21 protein-coding genes and 2 tRNA genes are annotated in these 26,270 nt (G+C 40.7%); 13 read left to right on the top strand and 10 right to left on the bottom strand.

Annotation, left to right across the window (positions count from 1 at the left end; genetic code table 11):
* Positions 1 to 228: 228 nt before the first annotated feature.
* From C5749_RS00375 to C5749_RS00365, 3 genes are all read right to left on the bottom strand, one after another.
* Complete coding sequence (locus C5749_RS00375; RefSeq protein ID WP_181151228.1) at positions 229 to 744, bottom strand: LytTR family DNA-binding domain-containing protein; 516 nt, start codon at positions 742 to 744, stop codon at positions 229 to 231.
* A gap of 591 nt (positions 745 to 1,335) precedes the next feature.
* Entirely contained in the window at positions 1,336 to 1,962 is a 627-nt protein-coding gene (locus C5749_RS00370; RefSeq protein ID WP_146113636.1) for a hypothetical protein, read from the bottom strand.
* 95 nt (positions 1,963 to 2,057) lie between these two features.
* On the bottom strand, positions 2,058 to 4,631 hold the full coding sequence (locus C5749_RS00365; RefSeq protein WP_105721981.1) for a phosphoenolpyruvate carboxylase: 2,574 nt from the start codon (positions 4,629 to 4,631) through the stop codon (positions 2,058 to 2,060).
* A gap of 315 nt (positions 4,632 to 4,946) precedes the next feature.
* On the opposite strand from C5749_RS00365, the gene C5749_RS00360 reads away from it, so the two are divergent.
* Both C5749_RS00360 and C5749_RS00355 read left to right on the top strand, forming a co-directional pair.
* Positions 4,947 to 7,121 carry an FUSC family protein gene (locus tag C5749_RS00360; protein WP_105721979.1) on the top strand — a complete coding sequence of 725 codons (2,175 nt, stop codon included), beginning with the start codon at positions 4,947 to 4,949 and terminating at the stop codon, positions 7,119 to 7,121.
* Between the two features lie 9 nt (positions 7,122 to 7,130).
* The gene (locus tag C5749_RS00355) at positions 7,131 to 8,132 is read left to right on the top strand and encodes a YpdA family putative bacillithiol disulfide reductase (RefSeq protein ID WP_105721977.1); all 1,002 of its coding nucleotides are present in this window, start codon (positions 7,131 to 7,133) and stop codon (positions 8,130 to 8,132) included.
* Here the strand turns inward: C5749_RS00355 and C5749_RS00350 are convergent.
* Positions 8,098 to 8,712 carry a TetR/AcrR family transcriptional regulator gene (locus C5749_RS00350; RefSeq protein WP_105721975.1) on the bottom strand — a complete coding sequence of 205 codons (615 nt, stop codon included), beginning with the start codon at positions 8,710 to 8,712 and terminating at the stop codon, positions 8,098 to 8,100. The two genes, C5749_RS00355 and C5749_RS00350, sit on opposite strands and share 35 nt — an antisense overlap.
* 109 nt (positions 8,713 to 8,821) lie before the next feature.
* Between C5749_RS00350 and murB the strand changes: the two genes are divergently transcribed.
* Positions 8,822 to 9,838, top strand: a complete 1,017-nt coding sequence (gene murB, locus C5749_RS00345) for a UDP-N-acetylmuramate dehydrogenase (protein ID WP_105721973.1) — start codon at positions 8,822 to 8,824, stop codon at positions 9,836 to 9,838.
* 273 nt (positions 9,839 to 10,111) lie between these two features.
* Entirely contained in the window at positions 10,112 to 10,624 is a 513-nt protein-coding gene (locus tag C5749_RS00340; RefSeq protein ID WP_105721972.1) for an RNA polymerase sigma factor, read from the top strand.
* A gap of 44 nt (positions 10,625 to 10,668) precedes the next feature.
* On the opposite strand, the gene C5749_RS00335 is transcribed toward C5749_RS00340, so the two are convergent.
* Positions 10,669 to 11,589 (bottom strand): PfkB family carbohydrate kinase, encoded by a 921-nt coding sequence (locus C5749_RS00335; protein ID WP_105721970.1) that lies wholly within the window; start codon positions 11,587 to 11,589, stop codon positions 10,669 to 10,671.
* 83 nt (positions 11,590 to 11,672) lie between these two features.
* Positions 11,673 to 12,629, bottom strand: a complete 957-nt coding sequence (locus C5749_RS00330; protein ID WP_105725052.1) for a hypothetical protein — start codon at positions 12,627 to 12,629, stop codon at positions 11,673 to 11,675.
* A 184-nt stretch (positions 12,630 to 12,813) separates the two neighbouring features.
* Between C5749_RS00330 and C5749_RS00325 the strand changes: the two genes are divergently transcribed.
* The 9 genes from C5749_RS00325 to C5749_RS00285 are packed head-to-tail and all read left to right on the top strand — an operon-like array spanning position 12,814 to position 23,261.
* Positions 12,814 to 14,094 (top strand): hydroxymethylglutaryl-CoA reductase, encoded by a 1,281-nt coding sequence (locus tag C5749_RS00325; protein ID WP_146113635.1) that lies wholly within the window; start codon positions 12,814 to 12,816, stop codon positions 14,092 to 14,094.
* A gap of 5 nt (positions 14,095 to 14,099) precedes the next feature.
* Positions 14,100 to 14,678, top strand: coding sequence for a CDP-alcohol phosphatidyltransferase family protein (locus C5749_RS00320; RefSeq protein ID WP_105721968.1), 579 nt, complete (start codon positions 14,100 to 14,102; stop codon positions 14,676 to 14,678).
* A gap of 6 nt (positions 14,679 to 14,684) precedes the next feature.
* Positions 14,685 to 15,395: a phosphatidate cytidylyltransferase gene (locus C5749_RS00315; RefSeq protein ID WP_245893568.1), complete on the top strand. Its 711-nt coding sequence runs from the start codon at positions 14,685 to 14,687 to the stop codon at positions 15,393 to 15,395.
* 9 nt (positions 15,396 to 15,404) lie between these two features.
* On the top strand, positions 15,405 to 16,367 hold the full coding sequence (locus C5749_RS00310) for a UbiA family prenyltransferase (RefSeq protein ID WP_105721964.1): 963 nt from the start codon (positions 15,405 to 15,407) through the stop codon (positions 16,365 to 16,367).
* Positions 16,368 to 16,394: 27 nt separating this feature from the next.
* Positions 16,395 to 19,031, top strand: coding sequence for a PEP/pyruvate-binding domain-containing protein (locus C5749_RS00305; RefSeq protein ID WP_105721962.1), 2,637 nt, complete (start codon positions 16,395 to 16,397; stop codon positions 19,029 to 19,031).
* Positions 18,982 to 20,109 (top strand): BtaA family protein, encoded by a 1,128-nt coding sequence (locus C5749_RS00300; protein ID WP_245893567.1) that lies wholly within the window; start codon positions 18,982 to 18,984, stop codon positions 20,107 to 20,109. Before C5749_RS00305 ends, C5749_RS00300 begins: the two co-directional genes overlap by 50 nt.
* The gene (locus C5749_RS00295; protein ID WP_105721958.1) at positions 20,109 to 20,789 is read left to right on the top strand and encodes a diacylglycerol/polyprenol kinase family protein; all 681 of its coding nucleotides are present in this window, start codon (positions 20,109 to 20,111) and stop codon (positions 20,787 to 20,789) included. The genes C5749_RS00300 and C5749_RS00295 overlap by 1 nt, the downstream gene beginning before the upstream one ends.
* On the top strand, positions 20,777 to 21,757 hold the full coding sequence (locus tag C5749_RS00290) for a hypothetical protein (RefSeq protein WP_105721956.1): 981 nt from the start codon (positions 20,777 to 20,779) through the stop codon (positions 21,755 to 21,757). Before C5749_RS00295 ends, C5749_RS00290 begins: the two co-directional genes overlap by 13 nt.
* The gene (locus C5749_RS00285) at positions 21,741 to 23,261 is read left to right on the top strand and encodes an AMP-binding protein (protein ID WP_105721954.1); all 1,521 of its coding nucleotides are present in this window, start codon (positions 21,741 to 21,743) and stop codon (positions 23,259 to 23,261) included. Before C5749_RS00290 ends, C5749_RS00285 begins: the two co-directional genes overlap by 17 nt.
* Before the next feature lie 299 nt (positions 23,262 to 23,560).
* On the opposite strand, the gene C5749_RS00275 is transcribed toward C5749_RS00285, so the two are convergent.
* The 4 genes from C5749_RS00275 to mgtE all read right to left on the bottom strand — a co-directional run bounded on the left by C5749_RS00275 (position 23,561) and on the right by mgtE (position 26,112).
* A tRNA-Asn gene (locus tag C5749_RS00275) sits at positions 23,561 to 23,637 on the bottom strand.
* A gap of 321 nt (positions 23,638 to 23,958) precedes the next feature.
* Positions 23,959 to 24,267, bottom strand: coding sequence for a hypothetical protein (locus tag C5749_RS00270; protein WP_146113634.1), 309 nt, complete (start codon positions 24,265 to 24,267; stop codon positions 23,959 to 23,961).
* 247 nt (positions 24,268 to 24,514) lie between these two features.
* Positions 24,515 to 24,588: transfer RNA gene (locus C5749_RS00265), tRNA-Asn, on the bottom strand.
* A gap of 150 nt (positions 24,589 to 24,738) precedes the next feature.
* Positions 24,739 to 26,112 carry a magnesium transporter gene (gene mgtE, locus C5749_RS00260; RefSeq protein WP_105725048.1) on the bottom strand — a complete coding sequence of 458 codons (1,374 nt, stop codon included), beginning with the start codon at positions 26,110 to 26,112 and terminating at the stop codon, positions 24,739 to 24,741.
* Between the last annotated feature and the right edge of the window lie 158 nt (positions 26,113 to 26,270).

The following is a 26,270-nucleotide window of genomic DNA, read 5'->3' as shown; positions in this document are numbered from 1 at the left end:
CAAGCAATATGAGCAACTTTCTATTCAAAACTAAAGAGGGTGACATCGTCTATAAACGTATCAATGTACAAAACGCCATAAGCCTTCTAATTTTTTAAAAAAAATTTGCTTAGTGTTAAAAATACACTATATTTGCATCATCATAATTTAGGTTTATAATTGGTTAGCTAAAGGTTTTCATTCTCCCCGTTTGAAAACCTTTTTTTATAGTATAGCCAACGTACTGTCCTATTTGAGTCTATTGCGTTCTTTCCACTCTTTATATTCCGGAAATCGATCCGCCCTCCCGAGTTTCAAGCCCTTATCTTCATAACAACGCATATAAACATGACCTCCCGTCTCGCGTAAGAAATATGGTACAGCAATGGCTCTACTATCATGTACTTTAACGAACCTACTCTTGGGCAAACGATCAAGAAGTCTTGATAGAGGAATTTTAACTTCCACATGAGAGTCATCATTAAGATATACAGTCGTAGTATCGTCATATACTTCTAGATATACAATGCTAAAAACATCCAGCGCATAGGTTACCGCTCCCACCTTTATGGTCATTAAATCGAAACTTTCAGGCAATTCTATGGGGGAGGTGTCCATTTTTTTCTCCGACGACGGTAAATCATTTTCTCCTTCCTGATCACGCCAGGTAGCTAGTTTTTTACATGACGGGGCGGATAGTGTGGTTTCAGTTTTCAGAACGGTCGTTAGTTTAGTTCGTTTACGAAATGAAAGCAATCTTAACATGAGCAATATTTGCTTTATTAAAAATAAGATCACAGCATATTTAAAAAATGTCCAGTAAAACTTGTTAAAGTTTGGTAGAAAAACACTCCACGAAGCATCTATCTGGCTGTTCCATATTTCTTTAGCCACAAAGTTATCGCTTCTATGCAAAACGTAAAACGCAATCATAGCTAGCAAGCTATAACTTGCCGCCACCATCAAACCCGCTTTCACATAGTGTCCTGTGCGAAAACACAAATGAAGACAATTTTGACCTATCTCTATTATAACTACAGCAACGATATAAACCGATGCGATTGCGACGGAATGTTCAAATGATTCCGTATTATTACTTATCTGGATAAAGAAAAAATAAAAAACGTAAAAATTGATCTTTAACAAAGGCCACCAATGTGACGAAACTGCAAAAAACGGTCTTAAAAATACTGGCTTCAAAAATGATTAACTTAATTTATACTTAGATTTTAGTATAGCGAATATACTTAAATCGACAGACTTTTGCAATAAACAGTATTTTCCTCATAAAAAAAGGAATGCAGTTTTCTACATTCCTTTTCATTATTTAGTATATAGCTAAGCTAAATACACCTTTTAATGATGAGCATTAGCATCCTCCTTGCCACCAGCAAGAGCAAATAATTCCGCTACTTTTCCCTGGTTCTCCTCTGCAAATGCTCGCACCTCTTTGTCTGTATTACGGGTCATCCGTTGAAGCTGGTCTTTCATGATAGCTGTCTCATGTTGCACATGATGAATATATGCATCATCCGAATACGATACAGAAGCCACGTGCTCGGTCGTCAACTCATCCTCATCCAACTCGTCCGAATCGACACGGTTTCCCGCAACTTTTTCTCGCTCTACCGCAGTTTGTGCTTCAACCGCTACCGCATATCTTGCGGCTCCCTTAATTGGAAAATCTACCTGCTTTAATCTAGCTAAGCTGTCCAATTGAGGAACTAAAAAGCCATACACTTCCTGCGCTTTGGCAGCCAGTTGTTTTGCTTGCGAAGAACGTGCTACACCCCCTGCGTAAGCAGCGTAATCATTTTCGTATACCACCTTTGAACCTACAAGTTGAAAGAACTGATAAGCATCGTTGTCAACCAATGTCGTATGCGTTAAGCTTAACTGTCTTTCCTTCGCAACGTGAGGATCACAAGATGCAAACAGGGTGCCTGCACACACACCAGCAACGAATAAAGTACTTAATTTCATCTGTATTTTCTATTTTTTGTTTATCCCTTTTCTATTTTATCCTACAAAAATAAAAAAATAATCTACTTCCTGTGTAAAATAAAAAGTCCGACATACTACGCAACATTTCGACCGGCATTTACGACACCGTAGATGGTTCGCGCAATAAGTTTTCTGTAAATAGCCTCCTGTTCTGGCGACATTTTCTTATTCCGCAAAGAGCAGATCGCATAATGTTGTATCGTCAGCAATGGCAGCACAATTTTCTCGCGCGCTAAGACAGATGCTCGCTCAATCGGGTAATCTTCCATCAATACAGACGAGTTACTCAATTTAAGCACATATTTTTTTGTTAGTTCAAATTCATCCCGAAGCATTTTCCAGAAGTCACCAAATGTTTCATCGTACTGCATATAAGCAGTAATATCAAAGTTTGATTTGGTCATAGACATCATACAGTTGTCGATAATGGTCTTGAACATACCCGAACTTTCATATAAGTTTTTAACATAAGACCATAGATTGTTTTCTTCTGCCCACTGCAATGCCGTACCAACACCATAAAACCCAGGGATATTCTGCTTTAACTGGCTCCAGGAAGTTACAAAACTTATCGCCCGCAAGTCCTCCAAGCGCAACTCTTTACCTGAATTTCGCTTTACTGGACGGCTACTGATGTTCACTTCCGACAATTGCTTTAATGGACTTAGCGTCTCCAGATACTTTAAAAACAACGGGTGTTTTCGGAGTGACATAAATTTATCATGGCTCTCATGCGCCATCTGGTCTATTACCTCTTTCTGTTTTTTTGTCAGTGTATCACCGTCTTTTTGTTGGAGTTCTGATATAATTCCCGCTTGCAACAACTGCTCAATATTGTACTTCGCAGTTTCCAAAGAGCCATATTGGCTGCTGATAGTTTGTCCTTGAATCGTCAACTGGATATGTTCATTAGCAATCTCTTTACCCATCGAAGCATAAAAACGCTGTGTTTTTCCGCCTCCGCGAGCCGGAGGGCCTCCCCGGCCGTCAAAAAAAACTAAGTCAACGTCATATTCCCGAGCAATGGCCGTTAACTCTATTTTTGCTTTATAGATAGACCAGTTGGCCATCAGGTATCCACCATCTTTTGTACTGTCAGAAAATCCGAGCATGATAGTTTGTTTATTACCACGACGTCTAATATGTTTCGAATATTCCACATTTGTGTATAAGCTCCGCATCACATCAGCCGCTCGAGAAAGGTCATCTACCGTTTCAAATAATGGCACAAAATCAATAGTTAAACTTTCTTTTTCCCATCCAGACCAAAGAAATAGCTGCATTAAGCCCAAAATATCCGACGCCTGCTGGCAATTACTTATAATAAAACGCTGTGCGGCTCGCTCACTTCCAGATTTCTGAATATCTTTCAATAATTCGATAACTTCCAGTGTATCGATAACAAGTTTATCTGCATCTTTGTCAAACCCAAGTCTCAGTTCCGAAAACGGAATATGCTTTTCTTTATCGGCTTCCGAAGATGTTACCGTTTTGAGGTCTAACGCTGTCTCAGGATGACGTTCAACTAAATAATTAAACGTGTTCCGCAGGATGCTGCTGTCCTGACGAACGTCCAATGTCGTAAAATAACATCCGAAAGTATTAACCTTACGAATCAAATCTTCTACCAGCTCGACAAAAAGGCCATCATGCATGGTATTCAGCACCTCTTTTACCCCTTCTAAGTTTTCCAATATTTTGCGTGTGTCATCTGTCGGTTTTTCCGCCGGATGGAAACTATTTTCATAGAACAGGTCCTGTAGCAGGTCTAGGTATTTTTGTGTTCCGCGGAAAGTGATCCGCCGCCTTAACAAACGAAAATCCCGATAGTAGCAGCGAAACAGAATAGTACGTAACATATTTGCCACCTTTTTTGTACTCTCCGCTGTCACATTGGGATTGCCGTCTCTATCTCCCCCTGGCCAAAACCCGAGTTCGATAAGTTGCTTTACATCATCGATAGGCAACTCCAGTTCACTGTCGATATTTGAATGTATTTCAGACGCTACTTTATAGAAAACATTTTCCAAGAACCAAGCTAAACTAGCCGCTTCGTCCACCGGTGTCGGTTTTTCTTTATTTATAAACGGTGTTTTACCCAACTGCTGTAGTAAAAGCTGAATATTATGAACATCATTTCCTCTCAGCGCGTCTATTAGATCGGTGATAATCGCCAAAACTGGTCCAGGATAGAACTGTGTAGGATGTGCCGTTAACACAAGCCTTACTGAGAAATTATTCAGTTTATCAACTATCTTCTTTTTTAGTTCAGGATTTTCTTGCGCACGCCGGAACAACGATTGCAAGATTCCCAGTTCGTCTGTTTTACCCACTGCGTGGAAAGCCGAATCCTCCACGGCATCGAAAAGAACTACCTGCCGTTCAATATACTGTACGATCCTAAAGAGAAAATCGATCCTGTCCTCCTCTTGCACATATTGTTCATCTTGACCAAAGAAACTATCTATAATTTCTTCCGGCGCTAATCGCTCATTTACACCTTTTTCACAATGCGTAGAAAAAAAAGGTAGGATGGTACCCGTGTGCTTAACACTTTGAAAAGGTAATGTTAAAAACAAGCTTTTATACAAATCAAAGCGTGTTAAAACTTCATTGTGAAAGACAGATTTTTTTTGACTTATCTTCATGCTTAAAATTAAGGAATAACATAGATTTCGAAAACAATAAATTCGAATTGGACTAAAATATAATTTTTTAACAACAAAACCAACTTATAGATGTGATTAAAACACCAAAACTACATTTTCATTACAAAAAATATAAATTTTCGTCTTTTATTTTTCTCGAATGTGTTTGTTTTATTTATCTTTCTTTAGAAGAAACTAAGTAAGCCAATTGCAAACGGCCTTTTGTGTCGACGATCTTGATAAGTTCTTTTCATAAACACCGTTGGATTCGAGGATTCTTGAAGGTTTTGCTATCTTTGTTTACACATTTTTTTTATGGAAAGGACGAAGGAAATTAGTCATTTCTTCTACAGCCAGTATTTCGCTGAAGGACTGAAATTCACACTCGGATGTATCATTCCGTTATTAATATGTATTTACTTGGGGTATCTGCATGAAGGTACATTAATCTCATTCGGTGCGTTATTGATTGGACTTTCCGACACACCAGGAGCCCCCTCTCATCGTCGTTTGGGCATGCTATCTACAGTGGGTATAGGCATGTTGACTTATCTGATTATCGTCCATGTCAATTTTTCGGTAGCCTTGACTACTATCATAATCGCAGTGTTGAGCTTCTTTTTCGCTATGTTTGCTGTTTTCAATGCTCGTGCTGCAACTGTGGGTGCTATGTGTACACTCCTGATGCTTTTTAATGTACAGCATGAGCTAACGACAGAAAATAATTGGCTTCATTTATTTCTGATCGTTATTGGTGGGTTATGGTATATGTTCATTAGTATGTCACTTGTACAGATACGCCCGTATCGCATCGCGCAACAAGAACTTTCTGAGTCCATACGTTATGTAGCAGATTATATCCGGCTGAAAGCAAATTTTTATGATCCGAATGTTAATATAGACAGCAACTACCTCAAATTGATTGATAAACAAGTTGAAGTAAACAATCATCAGGAATCTGTGCGGGATATTCTTTTCCAAAGCAAACGTTCTATTAAGGATACGACCAAGATCGGTCGTTATCTCACACTTGTCTTTTCGGATATTGTCGATCTTTTCGAGCAGAGCATGACAACACAGTACGACTACAACATCATTAAATCGACTTATGGTCAGTATGGGATACTTATACATTTCAAACATGTAATATTGAAAGTGACTAGTGAGTTGGACAATATAGCTTACGCTATCAACGCCAACAAGATGCCCAGACCCACCTATACATTTGAAAGCGATATTAATCGTTTACGGGATGCTATAGAGGAACTCGATAAAAAAGGCGTCAATACAATCCCACTTAAGAAAGTGGTTATTAATATCCGCAGTATCATCACCTACTTAGAAAATATATATAGTTATAGTTCCTCCAATTTTGGATCAGGTATTCCGAAAGAAGAAATTGATTCTGCGTCGCAATTCGTAACACGGGATCAAATCGACTGGAAGAAGTTCAGAAGCAACCTTAGTTTAGCATCATCTATGTTTCGCCATGCATTACGCTTGGCTATTGTGCTTTCGGGAACCTATCTTGTGTTAAATTTAGTCGATTTCAGCACTAATGGTATCTATTGGACCCTGCTGACAATTATGGTGATTCTGAAACCCGGCTTTGGACTTACGCAAGAAAGAAACTTGCAACGTCTTATTGGAACATTGGTTGGTGGGATTATCGGAGCTGCGGTCATTTTTTTCATTGCAGATATAAACACCCGTTTTATATTATTAATATGCTTTTTCCTTGCGGGATATAGCTTGTTCCGTATTAACTACATTGTCGCTGTGATGTTCATCACACCTTACGTGCTGATTATGCTAAGTTTTCATGGTACGAACTCGTTAGAGATGGTAGCGGAACGTGTCATTGACACCTTTTTAGGAGGAGCAATAGCATTTTTGTCAAGTTATGTTATCTTTCCCAATTGGGAAAACACGCAATTCCGCGACAATGTACGCAGTTTACTGATTGCGAATTATAAATACCTCTCGCAAGCGGTTCAGATCTTATCAGGAAACGAGCTTAGGGTAACGGATTATAAGCTTGCTCGAAAGGAAGTATACATCGCGTCTGCCAATATGGGTTCCACTTTCCAGCGCATGCTAACAGAACCCAAATGGCGGCAAAAATACACAAAAGAGGTCAATAGGTTTGTGATCCTCGATCACGTTCTTTCGTCACATTCAGCCAACCTGCTGACGCAAGTTAACCAGGCAGATATAAGCTCTTACCATGCAGAACATATTAAATTGCTAAAGAAGGCATTGTCAGAACTCAATAAAGCTATTACACTCATCCCTGCCAATGATGACGAAGAAACATTTGAGCCGAAAGAAGAATTCCCGAATCTCAACAGCGTGACGCAGGAAAGTGAGGAAAGTAAATTAATTACGGAGCAGTTACAGTTTTTAAGCAAAATTTCAGGAGATTTACAAAAAATCACACAGGAGCTTGTTAATCGCGTAGCAGAACTCGAGCCTGACAAAAAAGAGTAGATTTAGCAAATGGATAATCATTTTGACGTATTAGTTATAGGTGCTGGCCCTATTGGGTTGGCTTGCGGTATCGCCGCTAAGAAAGCAGGTTTATCATATATCGTCCTAGAAAAGGGTTGCCTGGTAAACTCGCTATATAACTATCCGCTGAATATGACCTTTTTTTCATCCTCGGAGCGACTAGAAATAGGAGATACACCTTTCGTCACGACATTACCTAAGCCCAAGAGAGCGGAGGCATTGGAGTATTACCGACGTATCAATGGAAAATTCGATTTAAATACGCACCTCTTCGAAGAAGTATTGGAGATACAAAAAGATGGTGAGCTGTCTATTGTCACCACGACTAAAAGGCAGTATACAGCTCAATTTGTCGTGGTTGCCACAGGTTTCTATGATATACCTATGTTGTTGAATGTTCCTGGAGAAGATCTCCCAAAAGTTTCTCACTATTATAGGGACCCTCATTTCTTTGCTAATCAGCACGTTGTTGTTGTGGGTGCAAGCAACTCTTCCGTGGACGCTGCATTAGAAACTTACAGAAAAGGTGCAAAAGTAACCATGGTTGTCCGAGGGACTGAGATAGGCCCACGCGTAAAATATTGGGTGCGGCCGGATATAGAAAACAGAATTTCGCTTGGCGAAATTGACATACATTACCGAAGCCAGATTACCGAAATAAAAGAGAAATCCGTCATCATATCAACACCCAACGGAACTATTGAACTCGAAAACAATTTTGTACTAGCTCTTACAGGTTACCGCCCAAATTTCGATTTCTTACGAAAAATTGGAATCGATGTACCTCATACCCCTCCTATGATTCCAACCCATAATCCCCAAACAATGGAAACAAACGTAACGGGGATTTACTTGGCCGGTGTCGTGTGCGGCGGGCTTAACACACACCTTTGGTTTATAGAAAACTCTAGAGTCCATGCTGACATTATTATCCAACATATTTTAACACGGATGTCTAGTTGCTACGCAAACCTCGAAGAAAAATCTTAACCATTTTCTGTTGTTTGGTTAAAATAAGATCGAATTCATCAGGTGTGGGAAATAAACAATCATTTAAGTCTTTGCTTAAAATCCCAACGCGCATACCCATCAAAGAAAAGAGCAAAAGTTCAGCGGTTTCATTAAAATCGTCTACCTCTATCTCTTCATTTTCGACGCCTTTTTTCAAAATCCGACTATATTGATCGCGGATACGTTCGAAAAAAGGACCAATATTTTTCCCCATTTCCCCCGGGTTTTGAATAAATTGAGAGGAAGAATATTCAAATAAATTATAATTTTCACGCATAATCGTCATTCGACTCTCAACAGCATATAATAGAATGCCCTCTACGCCCATTGCCTTTTTCATATAAACCTCTACCCTACTAAGCATCTCATTGACTACGTGTTCTAAAACCGCGGTATAAAGACTATGCTTATCCGGAAAATAATAATAAAGCAGCGCTTTAGAAAAGGAAAGATCTTTAGCTATTTCGGCCATGGTGGTCTTTGCCATTCCGAAGTGTGCAAAACGTCGCTTTGCAACATCAAGTATTTTCGCTCTTTTTACATCAACATTCTTGGACATACCATTTTTTATTATTTAAATACTATGTTATCTTTACAGCAACATTATAAAGTTAATTCTTTTTTTGATTTTTTAAAAGAATTAGTCAAGTTAAGACATCTACGATAAAATGACAAACTCCATCCAACATCATATTTCACTAAAAACATATAATACATTTGGCGTAGAAGTTTTCTGTAAAGATTTTTTAATAATAGATCATGAGAATCAATTACCTATATTATTTAAAGAAGACGTCTTTTCTAGCGAATTCTTTGTATTGGGTGGTGGCAGCAATGTGTTATTCACCAGAAACTATAACGGTCTGATCCTACACATTGGAAATAAAGGAATTACGCATTTTATTAAGGACAACTTTGTATATATAACCGCTAAAGGTGGTGAAGTCTGGAACGATTTCGTTCAATACTGCGTCAAACATAATTTCGGAGGCGTGGAAAACATGGCACTCATACCGGGCACTGTAGGAGCTTCTCCTATTCAAAATATTGGCGCGTACGGAACAGAACTTATGGATGTATTCTATTCCTGTCAAGCTTTCGACACCACTACCGGGGCATTTACCACTTTTCATAACGAAGATTGTCAATTCACGTACCGTGATAGTATATTTAAATCAACACACAAAGGACGCTTCATCATCACCTCGGTCACCTACAAACTACATTTGCAGCATAAAATCAACAGCTCCTATGGCGCCATCGCCATGGAACTACAGAAAAACGGTATATCTTATCCCACTATAAAAGATATCGCCGAAGTCGTGTCGCGTATTCGTGTGGAAAAACTCCCTGATCCTTCTACTATTGGTAATGCCGGCAGTTTTTTTAAAAACCCCATTATTCCCACTATAACATTTAAGGAGCTGCAGAAGAAATATCCAGGTATTATTTTTTATACTGTTGACGAAGATCACGTCAAACTCGCCGCAGGCTGGTTGATAGAAGCCTGTGGATGGAAAGGGAAAATAGACGGAAATGTGGCTGTTTGGAAAAATCAGGCCTTGGTAATCACCAATTTAGGCAATGCAACTGGTTCAGAAATCTACACGATATCGTCTAAAATAATGAACGATGTGTATAAAAAATTTGGACTTACACTAGAACGAGAAGTAAATATCCTGTGATAGTTTTCAACAATTGTGGATTCAGATTGTGAAAAACAAACACACCACCTTATCCAATTGGCTCTTAAAGAGTTATTTTTAAAAAAATTATTTTTTTGCGAATAAATTTAACACAGCATTCATTTAGACTTAACGACAAGCAAAAAGTTTAGCACGCCCTTTGCATAATTTGGAATGCAACCGTAGTTCATGCAAATGAAATACACCTTAAATTGCTAATTGAACGAAAGTATGTTCATTTAGTGTAGTGTAAACTTTTTAATCCAGTCTAATATGAACAGAATAGAATTCAACACTTTGGTCATTCGACAATCAGAATCACTAAAAGCGTACGCAAGAAATTTCACTAGAGACCAGGATGATGCCAACGATTTAGTGCAAGATACTCTTTTGAAGGCCGTTACTTATTTTAAGAATTTCAAAGAGGGCACCAATCTAAAGGGCTGGTTGTACACCATTATGAAAAACACATTTATTAATAACTACAGACGCGTTGTGAAAACAAACTCTTTCATTACGAAAGAGGAGGAGATTACTAGCGCAAACCTAGTTGTTTCCGCAACAAAGAATAGAGGTGAAAATAAATTCGTTATGGAAGACATCAATCATGCGCTGTCTAGCTTGTCAGAAGATTACTACGTTCCTTTCACTATGTATTTTGAAGGCTATAAGTATCACGAAATATCAGATCATCTGAACATACCGATAGGAACGGTAAAAACACGTATTCATGTGGCACGTAAGGTTATGAAAAAAACATTGAATACCTATAAATTCAGTTATTGATATCTATGAAAATGTCCAAACGGGCATTTTCATAGATACTATCTTCAATCAATCAATTCAAATCTCGACAAGGTAATAAACCCCTGGATTCGCTGACGAATATCATTTGCAGACAATTGTTGTAGTTGTTCAGTACCAAACTTTTCTACGCAGAAAGAAGCCAGCGCCGAACCGTAAATAACCGCATTTTTCATATTGGTGAAATTAATCGATTTCACTTTTGCCAGATACCCGATGAAGCCACCTGCAAATGCATCACCTGCCCCCGTCGGGTCAAAAACGTCGGACAGCGGCAATGCAGGAGCAGAAAATATTTGTCCTTCACCAAACAGTAAAGCTCCGTGTTCTCCTTTTTTAATAATAAGGTATTTGGGTCCCATTTCCAGTATAACCTGAGCCCCTTTTACTAACGAGTATTCGCCAGAAAGTTGGCGCGCTTCCGCGTCGTTGATAGTTAAGACATCAATTTTTTTCAACACTGCTTTCAGATCTTCCAACGCTACGTCCATCCAAAAGTTCATCGTATCCAACACGACCAATTTCGGTTTTTTTTGCAACCGGTTTAAAACGGTCATCTGTACTTTGGGAGTTAAATTACCCAACAACAAGTAATTACAATCTTGATAAGAATCCGGGAGTTTGGGATCGAAATCCGCCAAAACATTCAACTCCGTCGCCAACGTATCCCGACTATTCATATCATTGTGATATTTCCCGGACCAAAAAAAGGATTTACCTTCTTTCACTATCTCCACACCTTCTACGTCAATCCCTTTTGATTTAAGAATGCCTAGATTCTCGTCGCCAAAGTCTTCTCCAATGACGGAAACTAATTTCACTTTATTGTATAAGTAGGATGCCGCCAGACCCGCAAATGTCGCCGCACCTCCTACAATTTTATCGGTTTTTCCGAAAGGTGTTTCAATGGCATCAAAAGCCACTGTACCCACGATTACTAAACTCATATTCAATTTTTTATTATTTACCCTGAAAAGAGCGACACAAAGGTATAAGAATGTACTAATAATAACAAAAACCGACAAAGAAACTACAATACATCCGGAAAGACTATCATTTGGTTTTTATAGAAATCGATTTTCTGATATACCCGATTGAAAAATATTTTTTTGTCTTTGATCCCTGCGGTATTAAGCAATTTAGAGTTTTTCAGTTGATATTGAAAGAAATCATACACGGTTTTACAGGTATTTTCGTCATGCGTAATATAATACCCCAACATGGTGTAAGGTACGAAAAGCGACTTTTTTTGTTGATCCGAAATGAGCACATTGTTATTCAGGATGAGCAAATCGTGATAGTATAAACGATATTGATCATTTTTGTCCGTACATTTCTGCTCTAGCCCAAACACCAACTCTTTCAGGCCGTCACAAAGTGTTCTACCATGCTCAGTCGACAGCAAGCCAGAATGAAAGAAATAGATGATCTGCTGTAATGTACTATTGATCGTCGTATCGTTCCATATTTCATTTGTTTGTACCGAAGCGTAGAACGACGTTAGTTTTTGACTGTGGTCTATGATAGGTGCTTTGGTACAAAACACATCAAAAGCTATGTTCATATCTTCGAGATTTAGTAAATAAAGCCACACGTATAGTTTGAATCTCGACAGTAAATCTGTATTTACAGTGTAAAACAGCGGGATGTCCTTTGCCGAATAGTACAACGAGGTTTCTCTACCTGCAGCATGTACATTTAGATATTTAAACGAACTTTCGAGATATTGACTTAGTCCTTCAAAACTTTGCACATCTTTGGTTTTCTTTACCAATACACTGTCGCTCCCCTGGAAAAGCTTATCCATTGAAATACCATAATGATTAGCTATCCGAACCCCTTCTTCCATCGAAAACTTGCTTTTCACCGAAATACGCCGATGAGCCGCATCATAGCTAATATCCAATGCTCCTGCCACCTCCTCTATGAGAGACTTATCTTGGCCTATTTTCTTTCTGATGGTATCGATTAGAATTTCTTGATACATATTTTTGCGATAATCACAAATATAAAACAAAAAAATATTTTTTAACGCAAATTTTTGTGTGAAAATCACAATACATTTGTACTATAGATAAATAAAAAAATAGTTGATTCTAAGGATACAATTCTCAACATACAATATAGATATTTGTTTAACAAGACCCGATATAATTATAAACGAAAAGATCATGGCATCATCAGTAGAAAAAGCAAGTACTGCGCTGCACATTATTAATACTGTGCAGAACATGGAACATATTATCGGAAAAATTAGGAACCGTCAGGCTTCCATGCCCAGCGAAGAGAACACATTACCATTCGAACCGGAAGTAAGTGCGGATGGCATTCGGCAACGAAAAACTTTTTTAAAAAATAAAACGGCTACGCACGCTCCTTACCTCATCGAAAACAAAATTTTTGATGACTTCGCTGTTTTGAACGGCAACATCGAAAATTATATCGGCATGACTCGCGTCCCAACAGGCGTTATCGGGCCGTTGCATATCATCGGTTCATCTGCCCAAGGTGATTTTTATATCCCTCTAGCTACCAGTGAAGGTGCGTTAGTCGCATCGTACCATCGAGGCGCGAAGGCTTGCTCCATAACAGGCGGTATCACCTCTATCTGTCTGTTAGAGGGCGTACAACGTAGCCCGGTATTCAAATTTGAGAATATTGCTGATCTGGGGCTTTTTGTTGCATGGCTCCTTCCACAAGTCGATAAGCTGAAAGAAATAGTTGGACAAACCAGCCGATTTGCTAAATTGACGGATATCAAAATCCAAATCGAAGGGAATCACCTCATAATAACCCTGGAATATCATACCGGCGATGCCGCTGGTCAGAATATGGTGACGATCTGTACGGATGCCATTTGTCAATATATCGTAGAACAATGTCCAACCAAACCCACGTTGTGGTTTATTGAAGGTAACTATTCGGGCGACAAGAAAGCAACGGCTCTATCATTTACCAACGTGAGAGGAAAAAAAGTGACGGCAGAGATCGTATTACCGGAAGAAATTGTAAATAAGGTTCTCAAAACCACGCCAGAGCTGATGGCCGAATATTGGCGTTCATCTACCATTGGTATTATACAGAGTGGTGCGATTGGCGCACAAGGGCATTACGCCAATGGATTAGCAGCCTTGTTTTTGGCTACTGGCCAAGATGTTGCTTGCGTGGCAGAAGCCGCTACGGGAATTACGAGAATGGAGTTGAATAAAGACGGGTCACTGTATGCAAGTGTGACGTTACCTAATTTGGTGGTAGGTACTGTCGGGGGTGGAACCCATCTGCCTACACAACGGGAATGCTTAGAGATGATGGATTGTTATGGCGCAGGTAAAGCCCGGAAATTTGCCGAAATATGTGGAGCACTTGTTCTTGCAGGCGAACTTTCGATTGCAGCGGCTTTGTCTGCTGGACATTTCACCCAGGCACACAAGAAGTTTGGACGAAAAAAATAGAAGCCATGGCAACCAAAAAGGAAAATATCTGGAATGTGCCTAATGCACTGTCTGCTTACCGCATCTTGGCGTTACCATTTATTATATACGCTATTGTTAGCGGAGATAAAAATTTGTTCATCGCCCTCCTATCCCTTAATCTGATTACGGATATTTTGGATGGTCTGATTGCCCGCACTTTCAAGCTGCAGACCGAACTGGGCGCAAGACTAGATTCTTTAGCAGATATCGGAACTTATATCATGGCTTTTGCAGGCATGATTGTACTGGAACAGGATTTTGTAAAAGAATATAAATTGGAATTTATGTTATTGATAGGTTTATGGTTGTTTCCACAGTTGTTAGCTTTATTCCGGTTTGGACGTTTCCCTAGCTTTCACCTGTGGTCGAGCAAAGCCATTGGCTATGTCCAAGGCATATTTATATTTACCTTTTTCCTTTTCGGATTTTGGAAGCCCTATTTTTATTTCATGTTGGTCGTCAGCTGCTTATCTTATCTGGAGGAATTGCTCTTGGTTGTATCACTACCCAAGCTACGTTCCAATCTAAAGAGTGTATTCTTCGTCTTTCGACAAAAAATATAATAGATTATGTTTTGGACATTATTCTATATAATCGTCATATTTTTCACTATCGGTGGGATAGCGATATTCATACTCAACAGGAAGAGTAATGCTGAGCAACGGAAAGCACGTTGGGTTAAGTATATCTTCTACCTCCTCGCTGTCAGCATAACCGTTTGTTGTATCCAATATGGAATCATGCATTATCTGGCGATTGTATTACTCATCATTGGGACATACGAAATCATTACGGGCTGGCGTTCGTCGAACCGGGGAATATTGTTTTTAGGACTATCCATCCTGTCTTATATGGCCTTAGCTTTTAGCTTTTATCAATTTTCTAGTCAAGTCGCGTTAGAACGGATATTATACGTTTATACTATCGTCTTTACATTTGATGGATTTGCCCAAATTACAGGACAGCTTTTTGGAAAGAAAAAAGTGCTGCCCAAAATCAGTCCGGACAAAACTATAGCAGGTGTTGTTGGTGGGTATGCCATGGGAATCGCGACGGGATGGTTCGTGATACAGTGGCTGAATATGCCTGGATATGCGATAGGATTTTCACCATTAATCGTCTGTACAGCGGCGTTCGTAGGTGATGCCCTTGCTTCTTGGTACAAACGTCGGTGTAATTTAAAAGATTATAGTAACCTTATCCCCGGACATGGTGGTGTATTGGATAGATTTGACAGTTTCATTTTTGCCGGAGCAGTTTTTTGGTTGGTTTATTTGTAAAATTTTAGGATGAAAACACAACAAAATGGATACAGCAATCCAGAAGAAAACAACGCTTCTTTCCTAAAGCGTTTGTGGATATATCAACGCGAGCGTTTCCCCCTGTTGGCGCACGGGATGATGATCAGTGCCTTTAGTTTTTCCGCAATAGCCTATTCCAGGATTTCAAGAGATGCGGTTGGGTTCATCTCCTGGCAGCATTTTTTTGTAGGCGTATTTACAACAGTCACACTCTTTCTACTCGTTAGGATATTCGACGAGTTCAAGGACGCCAAAGAAGATGCGATGTACCGTAAGGAATTACCTGTTCCACGTGGGTTAATTTCTCTTCAAGAATTGCGATCAGTGGGTATCGTACTGTTCTTAGCGCAAATCGCCATCAATCTTATTTTCTTTCCCAAAATGCTAATTATTTATGGAATTGTAATTTTTTACCTCTGTTTGATGGGCAAAGAGTTTTTTGTAGCAGATTGGCTGAAGAAGCGTCCCTTTTGGTACGTGACGTCGCACATGCTGATTATTCCACTGATTGATATCTACGCCAGCGGGCTGGATTGGTTGTTGGCAGGTGTTGATGCACCAAAAGGACTGCTGTTCTTTTTTGCGGTTTCTTTTATGAACGGCATCGTGCTCGAAATTGGTCGGAAAATAAGAAATCCATCTGATGAAAAAGTTGGCGTAGAAACCTATTCGTATATGCTTGGTGCTAAAAAAGCGACAGGATTATGGATATTTATTTTGTTAGTTACGTGGCTGTTAAGTATAGCTGCATCGTATTATGCCGGATACGGTATACTTGCTTATATCATTTTAACCGCTATATTTATATGGAGTTGTATTCCGGCTGTTCTGTTTATGAACAACAGGTCAAGTAAGCGTGCAAAAGCAATTGAATTGACTTCGGCAGGATGGACAATCGCGATGTATCTAAGCTTGGGCGGTGTGCCGATGCTAGAACGCTTGTTTGGATAACAACCCTTATTTAAGAAGAAGAAACAAATGATTTTTATTCAAGGTAATCAATATCAATATATAGAACATCCGGCGATAGGCGGTAAAGCCAAAAATCTATTGAAATTAGGTCAGTCAGGCGTGCATGTTCCGAAATGGGCCGTATTACCCGCTGATTTTCTCGCCGAAGTTTTCAAACATGTATCCTCCATCGAGCATACAAAAGATGTATTGCATGCTATCGACCGATACGTCTTCCCGCCTGTCGTACACGCCGAATTAAACGAATTATTCGCTGACGTCACCTATTTGGCAGTACGTTCTTCTGCGTTGGACGAAGATGGACGGCAACATTCTTTTGCCGGACAATTTGAAAGCTATCTGTACGTAAAAAAGGAGCAGGTATTGGAGCGCATAAAGGATGTCTGGCGCTCCGTTTTTTCAGAACGTGTGCGTTCTTACCGACAGGCAAACCATCTCGGCCCAAGTCTGGGTATCGGCGTTATTGTACAGGAGATGGTTGATGCGGATGCTGCGGGAGTCGCTTTTGGCATAAATCCCGTCAATGGACACCGGAAAGAGAAACTTATATCGGCTGTATTTGGTGTGGGCGAGGGTTTGGTATCCGGTGAGCTGGAAGCAGATCACTATATCATCACCAACAGACTTATCGATCGGCAGACTGTCCGCAAAAAACAGAAAATGGTGTTCAACGCGAGGGGTGCAGGTGGAACCGTATTGGTAGACGTTCCAAGAATCAATCAAAATGACCAAGCGGTTGCTGACGAAATCCTTTGGCAACTGGACGAACTATTGGAGAAGCTAAGGAAATCCTTTGGGTTGTACCAAGACGTAGAGTTTGCTGTCCAGGGCGAAAACCTGTATATCTTACAGACCCGCCCCATAACGGGACTCTCCAAATTACCCGATCCGACCAGCGAATACGTTGTATGGGATAACAGTAATATCGTTGAGTCTTATCCCGGCGTAACCACGCCGTTGACCTTTTCGTTTATTAGCCAATCATACAAAACCGCCTACAAAATATTTGTATCCATATTGGGCGTGGACGAACAAACAATCCATCGCCATCCACGTGTATTTGCGAATATGCTCGGGTTCATCAACGGTCGGGTATATTACAATTTACGCTCCTGGTATCATTTATTGGCGATGTTACCAGGATACAGTCTAAATGCACGTTTCATGGAGCAAATGATGGGCGTTAAAGAGAGCTTCGATATTCCCGAAAGTTATCTATTGCCAAAAGGAAAAGCATGGAGACGTATTTTGAAAATGATCGTAAAAATGTATGGACATTTCAGAAGCTTGCCCAAACAGCGGATAGCGTTTAAAAATTTATTGGACCGCACTATCGACAAGTACAAAAGAATAGATTTTCAATCCAAGGACGCCAACGAATTGATGAATTTATACCTGCATTTCGAACGGACACTTCTTCATCAGTGGAAAGCACCGCTACTCAATGATTTTTTTGCGATGATATGGTTTGGTTTGCTCAAAAAACGTTGTGAAGAATATACAAAAGAAAATCACCCGAATATACACAATGATCTGTTATGTGGTAGTGCGGACATCATCTCTACACAACCAATCCACCGCAGTGTCGAGATGGCGACCTATATTTCAGATACACCCTATTTAAAACAAGTATTCCTCCGCGAAACGCCCGAGGATATCTGGCAGTTCTTGCTATACGACCATCTCCCCGAAAGCAAGAAAACAAAACAGATGATTGAACAATACATCACAGATTTTGGGGAGCGATGTGTTGGGGAATTAAAGTTGGAAACCATTTCCTATACGCAAGATCCATCGCGATTTGTACAGGTGCTGAAATCGTACGTCGAGTCCGGCATCACAACAGCTAAAACTTCAAATCAAATCGAGGAAAAGCTCCGGACAGACGCAGAAGCCGTTATGAAAAAGGCGTTGCGACATAAACCGTTCCGAAAATGGATTTTCAAAAAAACACTGCATCGTACCCGGGATTTGGTGAGTGCGCGCGAAAACCTACGCTATGAACGAACCAGAGGTTTTGGGATTGTACGGGAGATTTTCACCTATATCGGTAAGCGGTTCTACGAGGAAGATATACTGGAATTTGATCGTGATATCTTCTTTTTGAGCAAAGAAGAAATTTTTGCCTATATCGAAGGGCGGAGCTTAACAACCGACCTAAAATCACTCGTTGCCGTGCGCAAGGAAGAGCACGAGCACTTTCAGCAGATGCCTATGACGTCCGAACGCATTGATACTTACGGCGTTGTGTACCAAAGTAATGATTTTTACAGCAAAAGCAAGATAGAAATAGCCGACAGCGACCTAAAAGGAATTGGTTGCTGTCCGGGACAGGTCAAAGCGAGAGCCCGTGTCGTACATCATCCAAACGAAATCAACTCCTTGGATGGCGATATTCTGGTGACGACCAGTACCGACCCCGGATGGGTAACGCTTTTTCCCAACGCCGGAGCCATCATTGTGGAACGTGGCAGCCTTCTGAGTCATTCGGCGATCGTTTCCCGGGAAATGGGGATTCCCTGTATTGTCAGTGTAGCAGGTTTATTGTCCCGTGTTAAAACAGGCGATTGGATCGAGATGGATGGAAGTACAGGTGAAATCAAGATTTTGGAAGAAGAACAAGAACGTCACCAGCATGGGTAATCTGGAAAAAAGAGTTGATTTTAGCATTATCCGCTACGCCAATTGTTGGGAAGATCCGGAAATACTGCTCCAAGGATTGGTGCCTAAAAGCGGTTCGAAAATTTTATCCATCGCTTCCGCCGGGGACAATAGCTTTTCTATGCTTATTACTGATCCCGAACTGGTTGTCGCTGTAGACGTAAATCTGACGCAACTGTATCTCGTAGAATTGAAGAAAGCTGCTATCCGTTCTTTGGATTATGACGATGTACTTGTTTTTCTAGGTTTTCAGGCGGGAGCATACAGACTGAAACTATTCCAACAGTTAAAACAGGAATTAACCGCTGATGTGCGTCAATATTGGGAACGACATACCGATACGATAACCCGAGGTATCATACATCAAGGGAAATTCGAGCGGTATTTTCAGCTGTTTGCTAAACGCGTGTTGCCTTTCATCCACAGTAAAGGACGGGTTGAGCAATTGTTGGCACCAAAGAACGAATTGGAACAAGTCCAGTTTTACCACAAAAAGTGGAATAGCTGGCGTTGGCGTTTATTCTTCAATATCTTTTTTAGCCGTTTGGTCATGGGGAAATGGGGGCGTGATCCGCAGTTCCTAAAAGAAGTAGGGATAGACGTTTCTTCTTACATTTTCAAGAAAGCTGAAAAACAGCTGAAAAAAGTCGGTGCCCAACAAAATCCGATATTGCGTTATAACCTAACAGGGAATTTCGGCGAACTATTGCCCCATTATCTGCAACCGGAATCTTATCATAAAATAAAAGGCAATTTGGACAGCTTGGTTATCCGTCAAGGATTTGCCGAGCAGGTAGCCCGAGACTATGGACAATTTGATAGCATGAATTTATCCAATATATTCGAATACATGGATAAAAGCCTCTTTACGGAAACGGCGGAAAAACTGATACAGCTATTAGCTGACGGTGGCAGAATAGGCTACTGGAATTTGATGGTGCCACGCCGTATCTCCGGTATTTTTCCGTCCGAAGTACGCTATCTGAGCAAATTGTCCCAGCAACTGACAGCGGATGACAACGGCTTCTTTTACAATCAATTTATCGTGGAAGAAAAGTAATGGAAACAAACTTAAAAAATACACTTATCCTCGCAGGATGTTATCTCGTACTCTTTGCACTCGGAGAGTTCTTGTATCACGTCCTGAAAGTAAAAGTCGAGTTGACAAGAAAGTTTGTGCATCTCGGTACCGGACTGCTGGCCTTACTTTTCCCTGTACTACTGGACAATCATTGGTGGGTACTGTTATTATGTGCTTCATTTGCAGTAATACTAATCTGTTCGCTACGCTTCCACCTGCTAAAATCTATCAACGCAATCGACCGCAAATCGGTAGGTAGCCTAGCTTATCCAGTAGCTGTTTATGGTTGCTACCTTGCATACAGCCATCAAGGCTATCAATATATCTATTATTATCTTCCCATTATGGTACTCGCTATTAGCGATCCTTTGGCTGCATTGTGCGGTAAAAAATGGCCGTGGGGTTATTATCGAATAGCTGGAGCTACGAAAACCGCAACAGGGTCCTTAGCCTTCTTTATCAGCGCCTTTTTGATTGCTGTCATCAGTTGGCGATACCTGTATTTATCAGACATGAATACGGGTAAGGTATTCGCTTTCGCATTTATAGCATTATGGTCTACTATTGCCGAAGCTGTTAGCCGTGACGGCTACGATAACGTGTCGATTCCGTTTACAGTCATAGCGAGTATGTTATTGACACAATCATGGATAATCTAATGGTCATCGAAATCTATACCAAAGAACAATCCGACACATTTGCCCAAATAAATGTATCGCAGAGGAATGAACGTATGCCCACCGATCATTACTATACAGGCATCGCGGTAAAACAGCAAGATGTTTATCTCGCAAAAGCCGTTTTGTACATCAATAAGAGTATTTCATATAAAGATAGAAATGTTGCCCTAGTGGGTGCATACGAGGCACAGGAAAACGAAGAGGCGGTACATAAACTGTTTCAGAACATCGAAAAACGAGCTATAGAGCAAGGCGTAGATTTTCTTATCGGTCCAATGAACGGTTCTACCTGGGAAAACTACCGCTTTCATGACCATCCCCAAAAACCCTTATTCTTTATGGAGATGAAGCACGAACCTTACTATGCCATGCAGTGGAAATCAATAGGCTTCAAGCCGTTAGCGCATTATTATTCGGCCATAGCCACCGTTGCTCCACGACAAAATGAAAAAATTGACAAGTTAAAAAGCAGGTTGCTTCGTGATGGGGTTATCATTCGGGGATTAGATAAGGACAATTACGTGGCTGACTTAAAAAAGCTATACCCGTTTTTACACGACTCTTTTAAACAGAACTTTCTGTACAGTCCGATAAGCGAATCGTCTTTTTTAGAAAAATACCTACCGTTGCAATCTGTATTGAAACCCGAGTTTGTCCAAATTGCGGAACATGAGGGTGAAATTGTTGGCGTTCTGCTGGGCACAGATGATCTTTTCAACCGAGCTGGCAAAACCTTAATCATCAAAACACTTGCCCGTAGTCCCAAACGACTATATCGGGGTCTAGGATTAGTATTAGTTAATGAATTTTATCAAAAAGCCGTAGCGAAAAAATATCAACAGATTATTTATGCTTTGATGATTGACGAGGGAGATGCGACTTCCCTATCCGATCAGTACGATGGACATCTGTTAAAAACCTACACGCTCTATGGAAAAGCCATTTAACATTGTGGATCTGTTTATTCATACCGCCGAAGAGTATCCTAACAAAACGGCTATCTGGGATAAAAACGGTGATAAAATTACTTTTTCAGAACTTGCGAGGCATGTTCGGCAAACGGCAAATTATTTCAAACGAAAAGGAATCCTAAAAGGTGATCGGGTCTTACTGTTTGTACCGATGGGCATTGATCTCTACCGAAATGTGCTGGCGCTGTTCTATCTGGGAGCAACCGTCGTCTTTGTCGATCAATGGAGCAAGATAGATCGTCTGGATACATGTTGCCAAATCGCTGATTGCAAAGCGTTCGTGGGTAGTTGGAAAGCCCATGTGCTGCGTTTCTTTTCTAAAGGCATCCGGCAGATTCCGATCAAGTTAGGATTGTCTTATTCTGGAGTTGGAAATGACCAAATGTGTCAGACACTGTTGGAAGACGCAGCACTTATTACCTTTACGACAGGCAGTACCGGAACGCCGAAGGCAGCACTGCGGACACATGGCTTTTTATACGAACAGTTTAAAGCGCTGGAAGAGGAAATCAAGGCAAAACCTTCGGATGTCGATATGTCGGTACTACCTATTGTTTTACTTATCAATCTTGCCGTGGGATCGACTTCGGTGATTGCCGACTTCAATCCATCGAAACCTACGAAGATTCAGCGGAAAAGAATCGTAAGACAGCTTTTGGATCATCGTGTTACCAGACTGGTGGCTTCCCCCTACTTTATCAAATATATTGCCGAACATGTTTCCGAGCATAAAATTCCATTGCCGGAATTGAACGATATCTTTACCGGTGGCGCACCTGTATTTTTAAAAGAAGCGAAACTATACAACAAGGCATTCCCGGCTAAAAATGTTCGAATTCTCTACGGCTCTACGGAAGCTGAGCCTATTAGCTCCATTGCCGTTGACGAACTGGCATCCGAAACGTCTCCATTCAACTTAAAAAGCGGTATACCGGTCGGTGCAATCTTTCATAAAACACAGGTGAAAATTATTCCGATTACAAATAAACCTCTTTTCGGTATTTCTTTGGAGGCGTTTGAACGTATGCAACAGCCGGAGGGTGTATGGGGAGAAATCATTGTCGCCGGCCCCCATGTGCTCTCACAATATTACAAAAATGAACACGCCCTTCGGGTGAATAAAATCCTCATCGATGGTGTCTACTGGCACCGGACCGGTGATAGTGGTTATATCCGAGATGGACGCCTCTTCCTCACTGGAAGGTGCAATACGCTCATCCCGCAAGGCGAAGATTGGCTTTCTACTTTTGTTTTTGAAAACTTCGTGCAGTCGATCAACGGCGTGGAAATGGGGACGATTCTTTCTGACGGCGACAATATACGTGCATTTATTGAACTAACAAAGGAAACAAAATCCACAAAAGAACAGGTTCTAGCGGCGCTTCAACAACTACCGTTTAAGATAACAACCGTAAAATTCCAGCGGTTGCCGAGAGATCCCCGCCATCATGCTAAGATTGAGTACAGCAAGCTAACCTAACATGTCATCCGCCGTATCCTTATAGCATTCAATATAGCCAACAACGCTACGCCCACATCGGTAAAAACAGCTTCCCATATGGTGGCTAATGTGCCATTATAAATATTTTAATGCTCCTTATTCGATAGACGTTAGCCCTGATCATCAAGGGTTATTATACAACGGGAATACAACAAATTTGTTGCGAAAGAGGGGGTGCTATTTGCGTCAATTTTACCACCAGCACCGGATACTTGTGGCTCGATTACCCCATAAAAGGCAAAAAAGCTATTTTTCTCATCGAAAAACAGCTTTTTTATTGGCTCCTCAGACTGGGCTCGAACCAGTGACCCTCTGATTAACAGTCAGATGCTCTAACCAACTGAGCTACTGAGGAATTTTATGTTGCTCCTGTTCTGCCTCTGATTAATCCCGGTGTATCGGGACGCTAACCTACTGAGCTATTCAGGAATTCGGTACCTTAGACTGCGATTTAATCTGCTTTTCTAAAGTGACACAAAGATAAAGCTTAGTTTTTAATATTCAAAAATTTTTAAAGAAAAATATAGCCTCTTAAAAAAGGTAGTCAAACCGATTGTCGATATTACGTAATCAGCCACCAAAAAAAGCTCGATTTGGCTTCCGTTATTCATGACACGTATTTTCCCGGACGGACTAAAGGTGATATGGTCTGATTAGCTCACGGTTAATTCTTCCACTATATTCCCTGCTGAGCATCCACTCTTGTCAGTTTTCTGTTTTCCAATAACCATATCTCCTCTCCTGTAGCAGCAAAACCTTTTACATTTTTGGCGGGGATACTGGCGACGATATGGCCTTCAAAATCCAGAAGACCGACGCCACTGATGCCAAAGAGCAGTACCTCGCCGTCATAAAAATGACTGTATTTAACGGTACCTGTCCCTAAATCTTTCGTGCCGGCATAAGCAAGCTTTTCCCCGTTTTTTGCATCAAAGAGATAAATACCTTTGGACACCATATCGATGATGCGACCGTTGGTGATCATAAACGGATTGAATCTGCTGTGTTCAGCTGCCGGTGCTGACCATACACGTATAGGAAAGGCGCAACTGCTAAATAGAGAAGAAACTGAAAGGTTTTAAGCTCGTGTTAGTTTCTTTTTTATTATGGGTACAACGAAAATAAGATAATTGCCCGGTTTTACAAAAGAACCAGAGTATAACAAAGGTCTATCATTATTTTTTCAAAAATAAAAAGCCGCTTTTCTTATCGAAAAACGGCTCTTTATTGGGCTCCTCAGACTGGGCTCGAACCAGTGACCCTCTGATTAACAGTCAGATGCTCTAACCAACTGAGCTACTGAGGAATCTTATTTTTTATCCTGGAATGTTTACCATCCCTACTTTCGATAAGCTTCTTCCCGTGGTTTTGCTGCTGCAATTATCGGAAGTTTCGCTGAACTCTGCAAATATTTTAAGCGATAAAAATACAACTCACTCACACCCAAGAAGATTTTTTAAAAGATTACACCACCCAAAATTAGGGTGGCAATAGTGAAATAGATAATCAAGCCCGTGACATCCACCAATGTCGAGACAAAAGGAGCAGACGAACTTGCCGGATCGGCACCGAATCGCCTTAACACAAATGGCAGCATCGCCCCAATTAACGATCCCCACATAACAACACCAACCAAGGAAAACGCGATTGCCAAAGCATATAACACCCAGATATCACCATACGCACCGCTAAAAGCTTGATCAACAGAAATCCGAGCAAATCCGAGTATACCCAAAATAAGACCTAAAAATAGCCCCGAAAGAATCTCCCGACGCATGACGCGCCACCAATCTCTTAAAGTGACCTCTCCCATTGCCATCGCTTGAATAATCAATGTCGACGCTTGCGAACCACTATTTCCTCCACTTGACATGATAACCGGCATCAACAAAACCAAAATAGTGGAGAGCCTATCCTCATAATGTTTCAATACATTAAAGGTCAACAACTGACCAAGAAAAAGTACGATTAACCATCCCCCTCTTTTCTTGACGAGGTGGAATATCGATACATCTAGATAAGGTTCATCTAACGCTTCTGTCCCTCCAATACGCTGCATATCCTCCGTATATTCTTCGTTGGCTACCCAAAGAACGTCATCTATCGTTACGATCCCCAGCATAATGTCCTGCTCGTCGACGACAGGAAGAGCAACTCTATTGTTCATCCGGAACACGTTGACCGCTTCCTCTTGCGGATCGTCAGCATGCAATGATATTAAGCGATTATCGATTAGATTCTCAACTTTTGTCTCTGGATCTGAAATAAGGATATCCCGAATACGAATGTCATCCATTAAGCGCCCTTCACGATCGATAACATAGAGCACATCAATTGTCTCGGATGCGTTACCATAACGCCTCACATGTTCCAACACTCGGGTAATAGTCCAATGGGGCTTCACCGTAATATAATCCGGTGTCATCAATCGCCCTACACTATCTTCCGGATATCCGAGAAGGGACAAAGCTTCTTTTCGTTCATCTGGAGATAACAGAATAATCAGTTGCTTTACCACATCTCCCTTCAGTTCGCTAAAAAAAGAGGTACGATCATCCGGTGGCATCTCATTAATTAGCTCACGGGCTTTACTTGCCGATAATTTTTTGAATATCCGCTCTTGGGTCGGGAAATCCAAAATACCGAAAACGCGGACGGCTCGGTTTATATTAAGGGTCTCTATAAATAGGGCAGCATACTCTGGAAGTCCGTCGATTAACTCTTCGACATCTGAGATGTTCTGCTCGTTTAGAAAATCTTGCAGTTGGGCGATATCACCGGAGTCAATCCACTTTTCAATAAGCTCTATCTGCAATTCTAATTCTTCCATAAGCTCTCCTATTTTTATATATCCTACATTGGTATCCAATTAATTTTGTCGGAGCAAAAGTCGCTTTTTTAATTGGGAATAGCTAATACTTTTTTTTTGAAATGGCTTATTTTTAACAGCCAACAAACCCGTTTAAGAATCGCCTATTATGACAATGT

Source organism: Sphingobacterium gobiense (assembly GCF_002980575.1).
GTDB classification, from domain to species: domain Bacteria; phylum Bacteroidota; class Bacteroidia; order Sphingobacteriales; family Sphingobacteriaceae; genus Sphingobacterium; species Sphingobacterium gobiense.
The sequence above is the reverse complement of the archived record's forward strand: the minus strand, read 5'-3'. Positions and strand labels throughout refer to the sequence as shown.